Here is a 12635-nt window from a genome sequence, read left to right as displayed (position 1 = left end):
GCGCGCGGGGGCGGTTCGGGCTATCATCTCAGCCTGTCGGATTTTCCGCCCGCCCCCAGAAGAATCAGAACCCGGAACACTATGCAATCGGTCATTCAACGCGCCAAGCGACTCATCATCAAGGTTGGCTCTTCCCTGGTCACCAATGATGGCAAGGGCCTGGACGCCAACGCCATCGCCCGCTGGGCCGAACAGATCGCGCAACTGCGCGCGCTCGGCAAGGAAGTGGTGCTGGTCAGCTCCGGCGCAGTCGCCGAAGGCATGCAGCGCCTGGGCTTCGAGAAGCGCCCGACCGGCATCCATCACCTGCAGGCCTGCGCCGCCGTGGGCCAGATGGGCCTGGCGCAGATCTACGAAACCAGTTTCCGCAAGCACGACCTGCACACCGCCCAGGTGCTGCTGACCCACGCCGATCTGGCCGACCGCGAACGTTACCTCAATGCCCGCTCGACCCTGTTTGCCCTGTTGCAACTGGGCGTGGTGCCGGTCATCAACGAGAATGACACGGTGGTCACCGACGAAATCAAGTTCGGCGACAACGACACCCTGGGCGCGCTGGTGGCCAACCTGATCGAGGCCGAAGCCCTCATCATCCTGACCGACCAGCCTGGCCTCTTTACCGCCGATCCGCGCAAGGATCCGACGGCGACCTTGATTTCCGAAGCGCGCGCCGGCGACCCCTCGCTGGAACTGATCGCGGGCGGCACCGGCACCGGCATTGGCCGCGGCGGCATGCTGACCAAGATCCTGGCCGCCAAGCGGGCCGCCACGTCCGGCGCGCATACCGTGATCGCCTGGGGCCGCGAAGAGCAGGTCTTGACGCGTCTGGCCGCCGGTGAGGCCATCGGCACCCAGCTCAACGCCGAGACCGCGCAGCTGACCGCCCGCAAGCAATGGATGGCCGATCACTTGAAGACCGCCGGCCGCGTCGTGCTCGATGCCGGCGCAGTGCAGAAGCTGAGCCTGGAAGGCAAGTCGTTGCTGCCCATCGGCGTAGTGGAGGTCTCGGGCGAGTTTGGCCGGGGCGATGTCATCACCTGCGTGGACGAGAACGGACGCGCCATCGCGCGCGGCATGAGCAACTACAACAGCTCGGATGCGCGCCGCATCATCCGTCACCCTTCCTCCGAAATCCAGGCGATCCTGGGATTCGTGGAGGAGCCGGAGCTGGTGCACCGGGACAACCTGGTGCTGCTCTGATCAAAACGATATAAAGAATATAAAGGAAATAAAAAACGCGGCCTGGCCGCGTTTTTTATTGCCTGACGGTCTTGGCAGCGCCCGCTCTTAGCGACGCACCGGGTCAATCCGGGTCTGGCTTTTCAGGCGGCCGATGATGCTCTTGAGGTTTTCATTGTCGGCGATCATCTTGCCTTCGCAGAAATAGTCCTTGAACAGCGCGCCGTCGATGCGATTGGCGCCAATGTCACGGATCGGTTGCCACTTGTCCCGACGCGAGCGCGACCAGCTGCCATCGGGATGACCGAAGGCATAGGTCTTCTTTTCCCAGGTCTCGCAGCGCATGCCTTCGTAGAGGGTGTTGACGGCGCCGCCTTCGGTGCGGGTCACCACCGTATAGCGAACCACCTTGTCGGTGCCAATGGAGACCGAGTTGGTATCGACATAGGCCTTCATCGTCGCGTTCGGGCTCAGGTAGAACTCCGCCAGGTTCTGCTGCTGCGGCGCAGGCGGCAGGTGGACGGCGATTTCCTGCCAGGGCTTGGCTTCATCATCGAATTCTTCGTCGAAGCTCTGCGCCAGCGTACTGGCGCAGACCGCCAGCAGCGAGCAGGCCAGCGCCGCGCGACGCAGGCCGCGCAGGCTCAGGAGGGAACGGGCTTGTTCGGATTGCACGGAAAAAGACATGTGGCTCACTTGGGTTCGGGCGCAGGCGCCGCATTGGGGGGCAGGCCGCTGGCGGCCGGTTTCTTGTGGGCGGGCAGGGCGCGCGCGGTCGGCTCATGGCGGCGCGCGCCTTGGCCGGGCCGGTTCAGGAAGCGCGACAATTCCTGCAGCGCCTGCTGGTAGACCTCGCGCTTGAACTCGATCACCACGTCCAGCGGCACCCAGTAGTCATGCCAGCGCCAGGCATCGAATTCGGGATGCGAGGTGCCGCGCAGGTTGACGTCGCAGTCGCGCCCGACCATGCGCAGCAGGAACCAGATCTGCTTCTGACCACGGTAATGGCCGCGCACTTCACGCTTGATGAAATGATCGGGGACTTCATAGCGCAGCCAGTCACGGGTGCGGCCAATGATCTTGACGTGCTCGGCGCGCAGGCCGATTTCTTCTTCCAGTTCCCGGAACATCGCCTGTTCGGGGGTCTCGCCGTGCTTGATGCCGCCTTGCGGGAATTGCCAGGAGTGCTCGCGCACGCGCTTGCCCCACCACACCTCGTTGTTGGCGTTGAGCAGGATGATGCCGACGTTCGGGCGGAAGCCTTCTCGATCCAGCATGGTGATCCTCAAACTTTCTGCGGCTGGAAGTCCCCTTCAGGCAGGCTCATGCGACTGTGCGAGCGCTGGCCGATGCCGGCGCGCCAGGCGTGTCAGGAGCAATCACATCGATGCACGGATGTCATTGTAACTAGGAGCAAATCTGCAAAGAAAGGGCGCATCAGCCAGCTAATCCTTTAAAATTGGAATGATTATAACCCTCCTCTTTTTAAAAAGAACCGACCGTCATGCGCGCCTCACGTTTTTTTATTTCCACCCTGAAAGAAGCCCCTTCGGACGCTGAAATCGTCAGCCACAAGCTGATGATGCGCGCCGGGATGATCAAGCGTCTGGGCGCCGGCATCTACACCTACATGCCGATGGGTCTGCGCGTGATCCGCAAGGTCGAGGCGATCGTGCGCGAGGAAATGAACCGCGCTGGCGCCGTCGAGCTGTTGATGCCGGTGGTGCAGCCGGCCGAGCTGTGGCAGGAGACCGGGCGCTGGAACAAGATGGGCGCCGAGCTCATGCGCGTGAAGGATCGCCATGGCCGCGACTTCGCCATCCAGCCGACCTCGGAAGAAGTGGTCACCGACGTGGCCCGCTCCGAGCTGCGCAGCTACAAGCAACTGCCGGTCAACTTCTATCACATCCAGACCAAGTTCCGCGACGAGCGCCGTCCGCGTTTCGGCTTGATGCGCGGCCGTGAATTCACGATGAAGGACGCCTATTCCTTCGACCGCGATGTCGATGGCTTGAAGAAGTCCTACCAGGCCATGTACGACGCCTACGTGCGCATCTTCACCCGCTTCGGCCTGGAATTCCGCGCCGTGGCCGCTGACAACGGCGCCATCGGCGGTTCCGGTTCACATGAATTCCACGTCATCGCCGCCACCGGCGAAGACGCACTGGTCTATTGCCCCACCTCCGACTACGCCGCCAACATGGAAGCGGCCGAGGCCCTGCCGGTGGACAGCACCCGTGGCGCCGCCACCCAGGCCCTGGAAAAGACTGCCACGCCGGCCAAGTCCAAGTGCGAAGCCGTGGCCGAGCTGCTGGGCCTGCCGCTGGCGCGTACGGTCAAGTCGATTGTTCTGGCCGTGGACAACGAAGACCCGGCCAAGAAGGAAATCTGGCTGCTGCTCCTGCGCGGCGACCATGAATTGAATGAAGTGAAGGCCAGCAAGATCCCCGGCCTGTCCACCTACCGCTTCGCCAACGAAGCCGAGATCGTCGAATGGTTCGGTACGCCGCCGGGCTACCTCGGCCCGATCGGCACCAAGAAGCCGGTCAAGGTGGTGGCCGACCGCACGGTGGCCAACATGGCTGATTTTGTCTGCGGCGCCAACGAAGCCGACTTCCACTACACCGGCGCCAACTGGGGTCGCGACCTGCCCGAGCCGCTGGTGGCCGACATCCGCAACGTCGTCGAAGGCGACGCTTCCCCGGACGGCAAGGGCGTGCTGGCGATCCAGCGTGGTATCGAAGTGGGCCACGTGTTCCAGCTGGGCACCACCTATTCGGAAGCCATGAAGGCGACCTACCTGGATGAAGCCGGCAAGCCGCAACCGCTGGTGATGGGCTGCTACGGCATCGGTGTGACCCGTATCCTGGGTGCGGCCATCGAGCAGAACTTCGATGACCGCGGCATCATCTGGCCGACCTCGATTGCGCCCTTCGAAGTGGTGCTCTGCCCGATGGGCTATGACCGCAGCGAAGCGGTCAAGACCGAGATCGACAAGCTCTACGCGCAACTGAGCGAGGCCGGCGTGGACGTGGTGCTGGACGACCGTGGCGAGCGTCCGGGCGCGATGTTCGCGGACTGGGAGCTGATCGGCGTGCCGCACCGCATCGTGGTGGGCGACCGGGGCCTCAAGGATGGCAACATCGAGTACCAGGGTCGTCGCGATACCGAGGCGACCCAGGTGCCGCTGGCCGAGGCGCTGGCCTTCATCCAGGGCAAGCTGGCGGCCTGATTCGGCACGGCAACAAGACAAAAGGCGGGCGCCATGCATCGGCGCCCGCCTTTTTGTTTGGGACTGCGGTGATACTTGCTTTGACTTACTTGGCAGTGGCTGGAACGATGGTCACGGTCTCGCGCAGGATGCCGCCTTCAGACACGCTGCCCTCAACACGTCCCTCGCCGTTGACGCGCTTCTCGCAGTCGATGCGATCCGACTGTGGCAGGCCTTCGCAGCGCTTCATGGCGTTTTCCTTCAGTTGGGCCGCGCCGGGGTCGGTGAGATTGCCGCGGCTGGCGGCCTGTCGTGCAGCGCCGGCTTCGCGCAGGCAGGTGGCGCGGTCTTCGCTGGAACTGCCATTCTTGCAGGCGGCGACCTGTTGCTGGTAATCAGAATTGTCCGTCTTGCCGGCAGCGAACACGTGCGAAGCGCCGCCCAGGGCCGCCAGGCCGATCACGAGAGCGCTGGTCGAACGCAGCAGTTGATGACGCAGGGATGCGGTTGGATGGGGCATGTCATTTCCTTTCTCTTGGCAATGAGCGCGCAAGCTCATCATTGGATGGCATGGTAATAGACCTGCTGATGCTTGTTCAGTTCTGTTTACTTCAGTTCTACGGGAGGGAAGCTGAGCGTCGCTGCAAGGACAGCGCCGACACGTCATGCAGAATAGGCAGGATAGCCAGGTGTCGCCTTGAGCGGCATCAGAGAAGCTCGCCAGTGGGCGTCAGACAAGAGGAAACCTGCCGATCAGGCAGGGTCGCCCGTCGCGCCCGGAAACATCCGGAAACAAAAACGCCCGCATGACATCTGCGGGCGTTTTTGTTTGCAAGTCGCTTGCAAACCGCGGGCGTCGATCAGCTCAGGTGAGCCGAGATCAGCTTGGTCATTTCAAACATCGTGACTTGCTTCTTGCCACCGAAGATCGCCTTGAGCTTGTCATCAGCATCGATGTTGCGCTTGTTCTCGGCGTTCTGCAGCTTGTTCTTCTTGATGTATTCCCACACCTTCTTGGTCACTTCGGTGCGCGGCAGCGGCTTGGCGCCAACCACTTCGCCCAGGGCTGCCGACGGGGTCAGCGGCTTCATGAAGGCGGCGTTGGGTGTGCGCTTGGCGGCGGGCTTCTTGGCTGCCGGCTTGGCTGCGGCTTTCTTGGGTGCTGCCTTGGCGGCTGCCTTCGGAGCGGCTTTGGGCGCTGCCTTTGGAGCTGCCTTCGCTGCAGGCTTGGCGGCCGGTTTGGCGGCTGCCTTGGGCGCTGCCTTAGCGGCGGCCTTGGGGGCTGCGGCCTTGGCGGTCGCCTTCGCCGCAGGCTTTGCGGCTGCCTTGGCGGCGGGTTTTGCTGCTGGCTTCTTTACTGCGGCTGCTGCTTTTTTTGCTGTGGCCATCTGAAAGACTCCTCACAAGAATGAGATGAATGCGTCGATTTACGCACCGCTAATAGTGGTGCTGTTTGCACTGCCGTGCAAGTATTTTTTAGTGGATTTCCACCCGAAAGAACCAGGAAACAACGAGCCTGCGCGATCCCGCCTCAAGCCGCGCCAGCAAAGGGATCGCGGCGGATCGGCCAGGTTCGTTGGAGCAATGTCTGCAGACCCCCGGCAAGGGACCGGGAGAGATGACGGAAGGACATGATCCGGCCCTGGCGGAGCAGCCTGAAAAAGGGGAAGGCGGGAAGCAAAAGGGGGGAGGTCTGGCGGCGGCAGGACTGCCGCCGGAGAATCCGGCGCAGGCCGCAAGGCCAGCGCCGGCAAGGCTTTGCGGGCGACGAGGTCAGCGCATGCCGCCGGGCAGCATGCCCTTCATGTTGCGCATCATCTTCATCATGCCGCCGCCCTTGAGCTTCTTCATCATCGATTGCATCTGCTCGAACTGGGACAGCATGCGGTTGACTTCCTGCACCTGCACGCCCGCGCCGGCGGCGATGCGACGCTTGCGGGTGGCCTTGATCAGTTCGGGCTTGGCGCGTTCCTGCGGGGTCATGGAATTGATGATGCCTTCCATGCGGCGCACCTGCTTTTCGGCCTGGTCCATGTTGGCGTTGCCGGCGGCGGCCTGCATCTGCGCCGGCAGCTTGTCCAAGAGGCTGGTGAGGCCGCCCATCTTCTTCATCTGCGACAGCTGGGCCTTGAAGTCGTTGAGGTCGAACTTGCCGCCGCCCTTGATCTTGTTGGCCAGGCCTTCGGCGGCGGCCATGTCCACGCCCTTGCGCGCCTCTTCCACCAGCGCCAGGATGTCGCCCATGCCGAGGATGCGGTTGGCCATGCGCGAGGGATCGAAGGCTTCCAGGCCATCCAGCTTTTCAGCCACGCCGGCGAACTTGATGGGCTTGCCGGTGATGTGGCGCACCGACAGCGCCGCGCCGCCGCGCGAGTCGCCGTCCAGCTTGGTGAGCACCACGCCGGTCAGCGGCAGGGCGTCGCTGAAGGCCTTGGCGGTGTTGATGGCGTCCTGGCCCAGCATGGCGTCGACCACGAACAGGGTTTCGATGGGCTTGATGGCCGCATGCACGGCGCGGATCTCATCCATCATGGCCTGGTCGATGCCCAGGCGGCCGGCGGTGTCCACGATGAGCACTTCGTGGTGGTGCTTCTTGGCGTAGTCCAGCGCGGCCAGGGCGATATCGACCGGCTTGTCGGTCGCCTGGCTGGGGAAGAAATCGGCGCCGGCCTGGCCGGTCACGGTCTCCAGCTGGCCAATGGCGGCCGGGCGGTAGACGTCGGCCGAGACGGTCAGTACCTTCTTCTTGGTGGTCTCGCGCAGGTACTTGGCCAGCTTGCCGACGGTGGTGGTTTTACCGGCGCCTTGGAGACCCGCCATCAAGATGATGGCTGGGGGCTGGGTGGCGAAATTGAGCTGCGAGGCTTCCGGGCCGAGGTCGGCGCCCATCAGGCTGGCCAGCTCGCGCTGCACCACGCCCACCAGCGCCTGGCCGGGGGTGAGCGAGCCGATGACTTCCTCGCCCAGGGCTTTTTCCTTCACCTTGGCGATGAACTCGCGCACGGCCGGCAGGGCCACGTCGGCCTCCAGCAGGGCCAGGCGCACTTCGCGCAGCATCTCGGCGGTATTCGATTCGGTCAGTCGCGCCTCGCCGCGCATGGTTTTGACGACTTTGGCGAGGCGTTGGGTCAGGTTGTCTAGCATGGTGATATCTGCAAATGAGTGGATGGCCGCCGGACAGGGCTGGCCCGGTGGGGCAGGGCGGCGGGCAATCCCGCATTCTAACCGATCAGCCCCGGCGCGCCCTGGTTGGCGCCGCCCGGCACAGATGGGGACGCTACGTAAAATTAACAGCTTGTACAGCCCGCGCTCTTTGTGTATACATGGGCGCTGAATTTCCAAGCGCAAATAATAATCAAGGCGTTCCGCCCACGAGGCCTTCGCCAACGCCATCGAGACAGCCGGCCCTGCACCCGCGCCGTCGGCTTGCCGCAACAAGAACGATACACACAAGAGGAGAGTGGAAATGCAAAAGAAATTGATCGCCCTGGCCCTGCTGGCAAGCGCCGGCTTCGCGGCTGCCAGCCATGCCGCCGATGACGTGATCCGCCTGGGCAATCTGAAGTTCGCCCATTATGGTGCGGTCTCCTACATCAAGGAAATCGCGCCCAAGTGTGGCATCAAGGTCGATGAAAAGGTCTTCGCCAAGGGGCCTGACGTGATGCAAGGCATCCTGGCCGGTGAGCTGGACGTGGGCACGACCGCTTCCGAGGCGGCGATTTCGGGGCGCGCCAACGGTGCGCCGATCTACGTGGTGGCCGGTTTCGCCAAGGGCGGCGCGCGCCTGGTGGCGGGCAAGGACTCGGGCATCAAGTCGGTCAAGGACCTCAAGGGCAAGAAGGTGGGCGTGACCCGTGGCGGCATCCATGAAGTGCTGCTGGACGCCGAGCTGGGCCAGAACGGCCTCTCCGCCAAGGACGTGACCATCGTCTACCTGGCCTTCGCCGACCTGAACCAAGCCCTGCTGGGCAAGAACATCGACGCCATGATGCAGAGCGAGCCGCAATCCTCGCAGGCCATCAACAAGGGTTTCGGCGTGGAGGTGATGAAGCCTTACGACACCCCCATCGGCGAGCCCTATCGCACCATGGTGATGACCGAGAAGTTCTACAACGAGAAGCGTCCGCTGGCCGAGAAATTCATGCGTTGCTTCCTGGAGGCGACCAAGACCTTCATCGACAAGCCGGAAGTGGCCGAGAAGTACGTACGTGAAGTGATCTTCAAGAACCAGATCAGCAAGGAAGACTTCTACGACGCCATCGGTAACTCCCCCTACGCCTACGACATCACGGCCGAGCACATCCAGATCACCACCGACACCATGGCCAAGTACGGCACCGGCAAGATGGCCAAGCCGCCCGTGGCCAAGGATTGGGTGAAGACCGATCTGCTGGAGCAGGCCAAGAAGAGCATGAACCTGAAGTAAGCCCAGGGGGAATCTCGCATGGCTAAGAAGAACAAGGGCAGCTTCCTGCAGGGGCTGCTGGTGCCGATCATCGTGATCGCCCTGTGGGAGGGGGCGTCACGGGCCGGCTGGATCAATCCGCAGATCCTGCCCTCGCCCTGGGCGGTGCTCAAGAAGTGGGTGGAATACGCCACCCCGCTGAAACCCTATGATCCGCAAGCGGGCAGCTGGCTGGCCTGGGCCTTCTCGGGCGAGCTGGTGATGGACGCCATCGGCAGCCTCTACCGGGTGGTGGCGGGTTTCCTGATCGGCGCTGGCCTGGCCTTGCCGCTGGGCTTGCTGATGGGATCGAGCCAGCGTATCTACGGGCTGATGAACCTCACCGTCCAGGTGATCCGGCCGATTCCGCCGATCGCCTATATCCCGTTGGCCATCCTCTGGTTCGGCCTGGGCAATCCGCCGGCGCTGTTCCTGATCTCGCTGGGGGCGTTCTTCCCGGTGCTGATGAATACCATCGCCGGGGTGCGCCAGGTCGACAGCATCTACCTGCGCGCCGCCCGCAATCTGGGGGCGAGCCAGTCCACGCTGTTCTTGCGGGTGATGCTGCCGGCGTCGGTTCCCTACATCCTCTCGGGGGTGCGCATCGGCATCGGCACGGCCTTCATCGTGGTGATCGTGGCCGAGATGATCGCGGTGAGCAATGGGCTGGGCTTCCGCATCATGGAGGCGCGCGAGTATTTCTGGTCCGACAAGATCATCGCCGGCATGATCACTATCGGCCTCCTGGGCTTGGCCATCGACCTGGGCATGAGCCGCCTCAACAATTACATGCTGCGCTGGCATCGTGGACTGGAGAACTGAGATGAACCAGACAAATGCGTCCCCCCGCATACGTATACAGGGCGTCCACAAGGTCTTCAAGACCGATGACCGCGAAGTCGTGGCCCTGAAGGACATCAACCTCGATATCCCCGATGGTCAGTTCGTCTGCCTGCTCGGTCCCTCCGGCTGCGGCAAGTCGACCCTGCTCAACGCCATCGCCGGGTTTGCACTGCCCTCGTCCGGGCAGATCCTCACCGACGACAAGGTGGTCAGCGAGCCGGGGCCGGATCGCGGCATGGTGTTCCAGGAATATGCGCTGTTTCCCTGGATGACGGTGGAGCAGAACGTGGCCTTCGGCCTGGAAATCAAGGGAACACCCAAGGCCGAGATCCACCAGCGCGTCACGCAACTGCTGGACAAGCTGGGCCTGATCGACTTCCGCACCCGTTTCCCCAAGGACCTCTCGGGCGGCATGCGCCAGCGCGTGGCCATTGCCCGGGTGCTGGCGCTGGATTCGCCCATCATGCTCATGGACGAACCCTTCGGCGCCCTCGATGCGCTCACTCGCCGCAACCTCCAGGATGAGCTGCTGCGCATCTGGGACGAGTTCAGGAAGACCATCGTCTTCGTCACCCACAGCATCGAGGAGGCGATCTACCTGGCCGACCGCATCGTGGTGATGACCTACCGGCCGGGCACGGTCAAGCGCGACATGCTGGTCAACCTGCCGCGCCTGCGGGACCCGGCCGATCCGGAGTTCAATGCCTTGAAGCGGGAACTGGGCCAGCTGGTGATGGAAGAGCAGCAACGCCATCACAACGCCGAGATGAAGGCGGCGGCGGTGGACTGAGGCGGGAAAGTCCACATGGCGGCACCCGGACACGGCAGGCAGGTCCTGCCGTGTCGCATTGTGGAGCGATGATCGCAGCCTCGTCTGATCTTCCCCAAGCGGGCGAGCGGCCGAGATAGTGTAAACTTGGACGATGCAAACTTATTTTTTCATCCTGGCTGCGCTGCTCTACCTGGTCTGCGCCTTCATGCCTTCGCAGCGGCGCATGCCGATCTCGCTGGGCATCGTGGCCGGCTGGGTGCTGCATGGCGGTGCGCTGCTCTCGGACATGTTCGCTCCGGACGCGCTGCGGGTGGGCTTTGCGGTGATGTTGTCCTCCACGCTGTGGATCTCGGTGGCGGCCTACTGGCTGGAAAATCGCAATTTCTCGCTTGATAGCATGCGCGTGCTGGTGCTGCCGGTGGCGGCGCTGGCGGTGGTGCTGCCCAGCATCTTCCCCGGCAACATGGTGGCGCTGACCGGCAAGTCCGACTGGTTCCTGGCGCACATCGCCATCTCCATCCTCGCCTACAGCACCCTGACCATCGCCGCCTTCCATGCGGTGCTGATGGTATTGCAGGAGTCGCGCTTGCATACCCGTCCGGGTCCGGCGACCCAGTCCGGCTGGTTCGGCCTGGCGCTGGATCGGCTGCCGGCGCTGCTGACAATGGAAAAACTGCTGTTCCGCCTGATCGCCTTCGGCTTCACCTTGCTGACGCTGACGATGCTTTCGGGCGTGGTCTTCTCCGAGCAGTTGTTCGGGACGCCGTTGAAGTGGGACCACAAGACCATCTTCACCATGCTGTCCTGGCTGCTGTTCGGCCTGCTCCTGGCCGGCCGCCGCTGGCAGGGATGGCGGGGGCGTACTGCGCTCAGCTTCACGCTGGCCGGCTTCGCCATCCTTTTATTGGCTTATGTGGGCAGCCGGTTCGTGCTTGAAGTCGTGCTGCATCGGGTTCTGACATGAAATATCTGATCTGGCTGGTCGTGCTGCTGGCCGTGGTGGTGTGGTTCCAGCGCGCCAAGAAATCCATGCTGGCTGGTAACGACAACAGTCCCGAGGCGCGTCCGGAGTCGGGCATTCCTCGTCCCAAGATGGGTGCGGCGCGCCGCAGCGCCGAACCGGGCGCCGAGACCATGGTGCAATGCGCCCATTGTGGCATCCACTTCCCGGTGTCCGAAGCGGTGGTGCATGCTTCAGGTGCGATGTACTGCTCGGAAGAGCATCGCCGCCTGGCCTCCTTCTGAACCATGACTGCCGCCGTGACTGATCCCGCCGCCTGGAGCATCGATGGCGAGGGCTGGTGCCAGTGCGCCCGCCGCGAGCCTTCCCCCAATTGCGACGACCGGCCCGAGGGCGTGGTGAGCCAATTGCTGGTGATCCACAACATCAGCCTGCCGCCCGGTGAATTCGGCGGCTCTTATATAGCAGACCTGTTCTGCAACCGGCTCGACTTCGACGCCCATCCCTATTTCGACCAGTTGCGTCCCTTGCGGGTGTCGGCGCATTTCCTGATCCGCCGTGATGGCGAGGTGGTGCAGTTCGTCCCCGCCCATCGCCGCGCCTGGCATGCCGGCGTGTCCAGCTTCGAAGGGCGGGAGCGGTGCAATGACTTTTCCATCGGCATCGAGCTGGAGGGAACCGACTTCACGCCCTTCACCCCCGCCCAGTACGACGCCCTGCTGGGTTTGTCCCAGGCCCTGGTCAGCCGCTACGGACTGAGCGCCGTGGCCGGTCACGAGCACATCGCCCCGCTGCGCAAGACCGATCCCGGCCCCTTCTTCGACTGGCAGCGCTATCGCGAAGAAATGATGAAAATTGTTAACCCGGCGCAATTGCGCTTCCCTTCTGGCCTTCACAAAAGTCAAGCGTGAGGGGCAGAAAAATTCTCGAAATAGCGGTTGCATCCTCCCTAACCCGCCACTAGAATTAGTCCCAATCGATGTTTTGATACTAGATGTAGTGTCCAGGTGAGCTTATTTTTGTACACGGGACTTCATCCACAGATGGCCCGGCTGGCAGTGCTTCAGAAGGCGCAAGATCCCGCGAGGCAGTCACCAAGTACCAAGCAACAAGTACGAAATCGCCCCGGTTCTCCCTTCTTATTCCGTCGTTTCGCTCATCAGTTTCAAGCAGTTTTTGCGTCAGCATGACTATCCATGCAAGGGATAGTCATTGTGGGACGCAG

13 protein-coding genes are annotated in these 12635 nt (G+C 63.0%); 8 read left to right on the top strand and 5 right to left on the bottom strand.

Going from position 1 to position 12635, the window contains the following annotated elements; translation table 11 throughout:
- The first annotated feature begins 81 nt into the window (after positions 1-81).
- Complete coding sequence (proB, locus tag BGK68_RS03670) at positions 82-1200, top strand: glutamate 5-kinase (protein ID WP_013232412.1); 1119 nt, start codon at positions 82-84, stop codon at positions 1198-1200.
- Positions 1201-1287: 87 nt separating this feature from the next.
- Here proB and BGK68_RS03665 read toward each other — a convergent pair whose 3' ends face one another.
- Complete coding sequence (locus BGK68_RS03665) at positions 1288-1866, bottom strand: CNP1-like family protein (RefSeq protein WP_075255977.1); 579 nt, start codon at positions 1864-1866, stop codon at positions 1288-1290.
- Between the two features lie 5 nt (positions 1867-1871).
- Positions 1872-2456, bottom strand: coding sequence for an RNA pyrophosphohydrolase (locus tag BGK68_RS03660; protein WP_013232414.1), 585 nt, complete (start codon positions 2454-2456; stop codon positions 1872-1874).
- Between the two features lie 227 nt (positions 2457-2683).
- Here BGK68_RS03660 and BGK68_RS03655 point away from each other — a divergent pair, with 227 nt between their 5' ends.
- Positions 2684-4411 (top strand): proline--tRNA ligase, encoded by a 1728-nt coding sequence (locus BGK68_RS03655; protein ID WP_075255976.1) that lies wholly within the window; start codon positions 2684-2686, stop codon positions 4409-4411.
- Between the two features lie 85 nt (positions 4412-4496).
- Here the strand turns inward: BGK68_RS03655 and BGK68_RS03650 are convergent, their stop codons facing one another.
- From BGK68_RS03650 to ffh, 3 genes are all read right to left on the bottom strand, one after another.
- Positions 4497-4910 carry a hypothetical protein gene (locus BGK68_RS03650; protein ID WP_075255975.1) on the bottom strand — a complete coding sequence of 138 codons (414 nt, stop codon included), beginning with the start codon at positions 4908-4910 and terminating at the stop codon, positions 4497-4499.
- A 340-nt stretch (positions 4911-5250) separates the two neighbouring features.
- A complete protein-coding gene (locus BGK68_RS03645; RefSeq protein WP_075255974.1) occupies positions 5251-5778 on the bottom strand; it encodes an SWIB/MDM2 domain-containing protein in 528 nt (175 codons plus the stop codon).
- A gap of 385 nt (positions 5779-6163) precedes the next feature.
- Complete coding sequence (gene ffh, locus BGK68_RS03640) at positions 6164-7534, bottom strand: signal recognition particle protein (protein ID WP_013232418.1); 1371 nt, start codon at positions 7532-7534, stop codon at positions 6164-6166.
- A 322-nt stretch (positions 7535-7856) separates the two neighbouring features.
- On the opposite strand from ffh, the gene BGK68_RS03635 reads away from it, so the two are divergent.
- The 6 genes from BGK68_RS03635 to ampD all read left to right on the top strand — a co-directional run bounded on the left by BGK68_RS03635 (position 7857) and on the right by ampD (position 12321).
- Entirely contained in the window at positions 7857-8816 is a 960-nt protein-coding gene (locus BGK68_RS03635) for an ABC transporter substrate-binding protein (RefSeq protein ID WP_075255973.1), read from the top strand.
- Between the two features lie 18 nt (positions 8817-8834).
- The gene (locus BGK68_RS03630) at positions 8835-9656 is read left to right on the top strand and encodes an ABC transporter permease (RefSeq protein ID WP_075255972.1); all 822 of its coding nucleotides are present in this window, start codon (positions 8835-8837) and stop codon (positions 9654-9656) included.
- 1 nt (position 9657) lies between these two features.
- The gene (locus BGK68_RS03625; protein ID WP_013232421.1) at positions 9658-10467 is read left to right on the top strand and encodes an ABC transporter ATP-binding protein; all 810 of its coding nucleotides are present in this window, start codon (positions 9658-9660) and stop codon (positions 10465-10467) included.
- A 133-nt stretch (positions 10468-10600) separates the two neighbouring features.
- Positions 10601-11413, top strand: a complete 813-nt coding sequence (locus tag BGK68_RS03620; RefSeq protein WP_075255971.1) for a cytochrome C assembly family protein — start codon at positions 10601-10603, stop codon at positions 11411-11413.
- Positions 11410-11694: a PP0621 family protein gene (locus tag BGK68_RS03615; RefSeq protein ID WP_075255970.1), complete on the top strand. Its 285-nt coding sequence runs from the start codon at positions 11410-11412 to the stop codon at positions 11692-11694. The genes BGK68_RS03620 and BGK68_RS03615 overlap by 4 nt, the downstream gene beginning before the upstream one ends.
- A gap of 3 nt (positions 11695-11697) precedes the next feature.
- Positions 11698-12321, top strand: coding sequence for a 1,6-anhydro-N-acetylmuramyl-L-alanine amidase AmpD (ampD, locus tag BGK68_RS03610; RefSeq protein WP_069372870.1), 624 nt, complete (start codon positions 11698-11700; stop codon positions 12319-12321).
- The last annotated feature ends 314 nt before the right edge of the window (positions 12322-12635 follow it).

It is taken from the genome of Herbaspirillum camelliae (assembly GCF_001929405.1).
GTDB classification, from domain to species: Bacteria; Pseudomonadota; Gammaproteobacteria; order Burkholderiales; family Burkholderiaceae_D; genus Herbaspirillum; species Herbaspirillum seropedicae.
Note: the sequence above shows the minus strand (reverse complement) of the source record. Positions and strands in the feature narration are given on the sequence as shown.

Excerpts from the sequence above, each read along its gene's own strand:
- BGK68_RS03635 (WP_075255973.1), top strand. The coding sequence starts at position 7,857 with ATGCAAAAGAAATTGATCGCCCTGGCCCTGCTGGCAAGCGCCGGCTTC.
- BGK68_RS03630 (WP_075255972.1), top strand. The coding sequence starts at position 8,835 with ATGGCTAAGAAGAACAAGGGCAGCTTCCTGCAGGGGCTGCTGGTGCCG.
- BGK68_RS03655 (WP_075255976.1), top strand. The coding sequence starts at position 2,684 with ATGCGCGCCTCACGTTTTTTTATTTCCACCCTGAAAGAAGCCCCTTCG.
- ffh (WP_013232418.1), bottom strand. The coding sequence starts at position 7,534 with ATGCTAGACAACCTGACCCAACGCCTCGCCAAAGTCGTCAAAACCATG.
- BGK68_RS03650 (WP_075255975.1), bottom strand. The coding sequence starts at position 4,910 with ATGCCCCATCCAACCGCATCCCTGCGTCATCAACTGCTGCGTTCGACC.
- BGK68_RS03660 (WP_013232414.1), bottom strand. The coding sequence starts at position 2,456 with ATGCTGGATCGAGAAGGCTTCCGCCCGAACGTCGGCATCATCCTGCTC.
- ampD (WP_069372870.1), top strand. The coding sequence starts at position 11,698 with ATGACTGCCGCCGTGACTGATCCCGCCGCCTGGAGCATCGATGGCGAG.
- BGK68_RS03645 (WP_075255974.1), bottom strand. The coding sequence starts at position 5,778 with ATGGCCACAGCAAAAAAAGCAGCAGCCGCAGTAAAGAAGCCAGCAGCA.
- BGK68_RS03625 (WP_013232421.1), top strand. The coding sequence starts at position 9,658 with ATGAACCAGACAAATGCGTCCCCCCGCATACGTATACAGGGCGTCCAC.
- BGK68_RS03665 (WP_075255977.1), bottom strand. The coding sequence starts at position 1,866 with ATGTCTTTTTCCGTGCAATCCGAACAAGCCCGTTCCCTCCTGAGCCTG.
- BGK68_RS03615 (WP_075255970.1), top strand. The coding sequence starts at position 11,410 with ATGAAATATCTGATCTGGCTGGTCGTGCTGCTGGCCGTGGTGGTGTGG.
- BGK68_RS03620 (WP_075255971.1), top strand. The coding sequence starts at position 10,601 with ATGCAAACTTATTTTTTCATCCTGGCTGCGCTGCTCTACCTGGTCTGC.
- proB (WP_013232412.1), top strand. The coding sequence starts at position 82 with ATGCAATCGGTCATTCAACGCGCCAAGCGACTCATCATCAAGGTTGGC.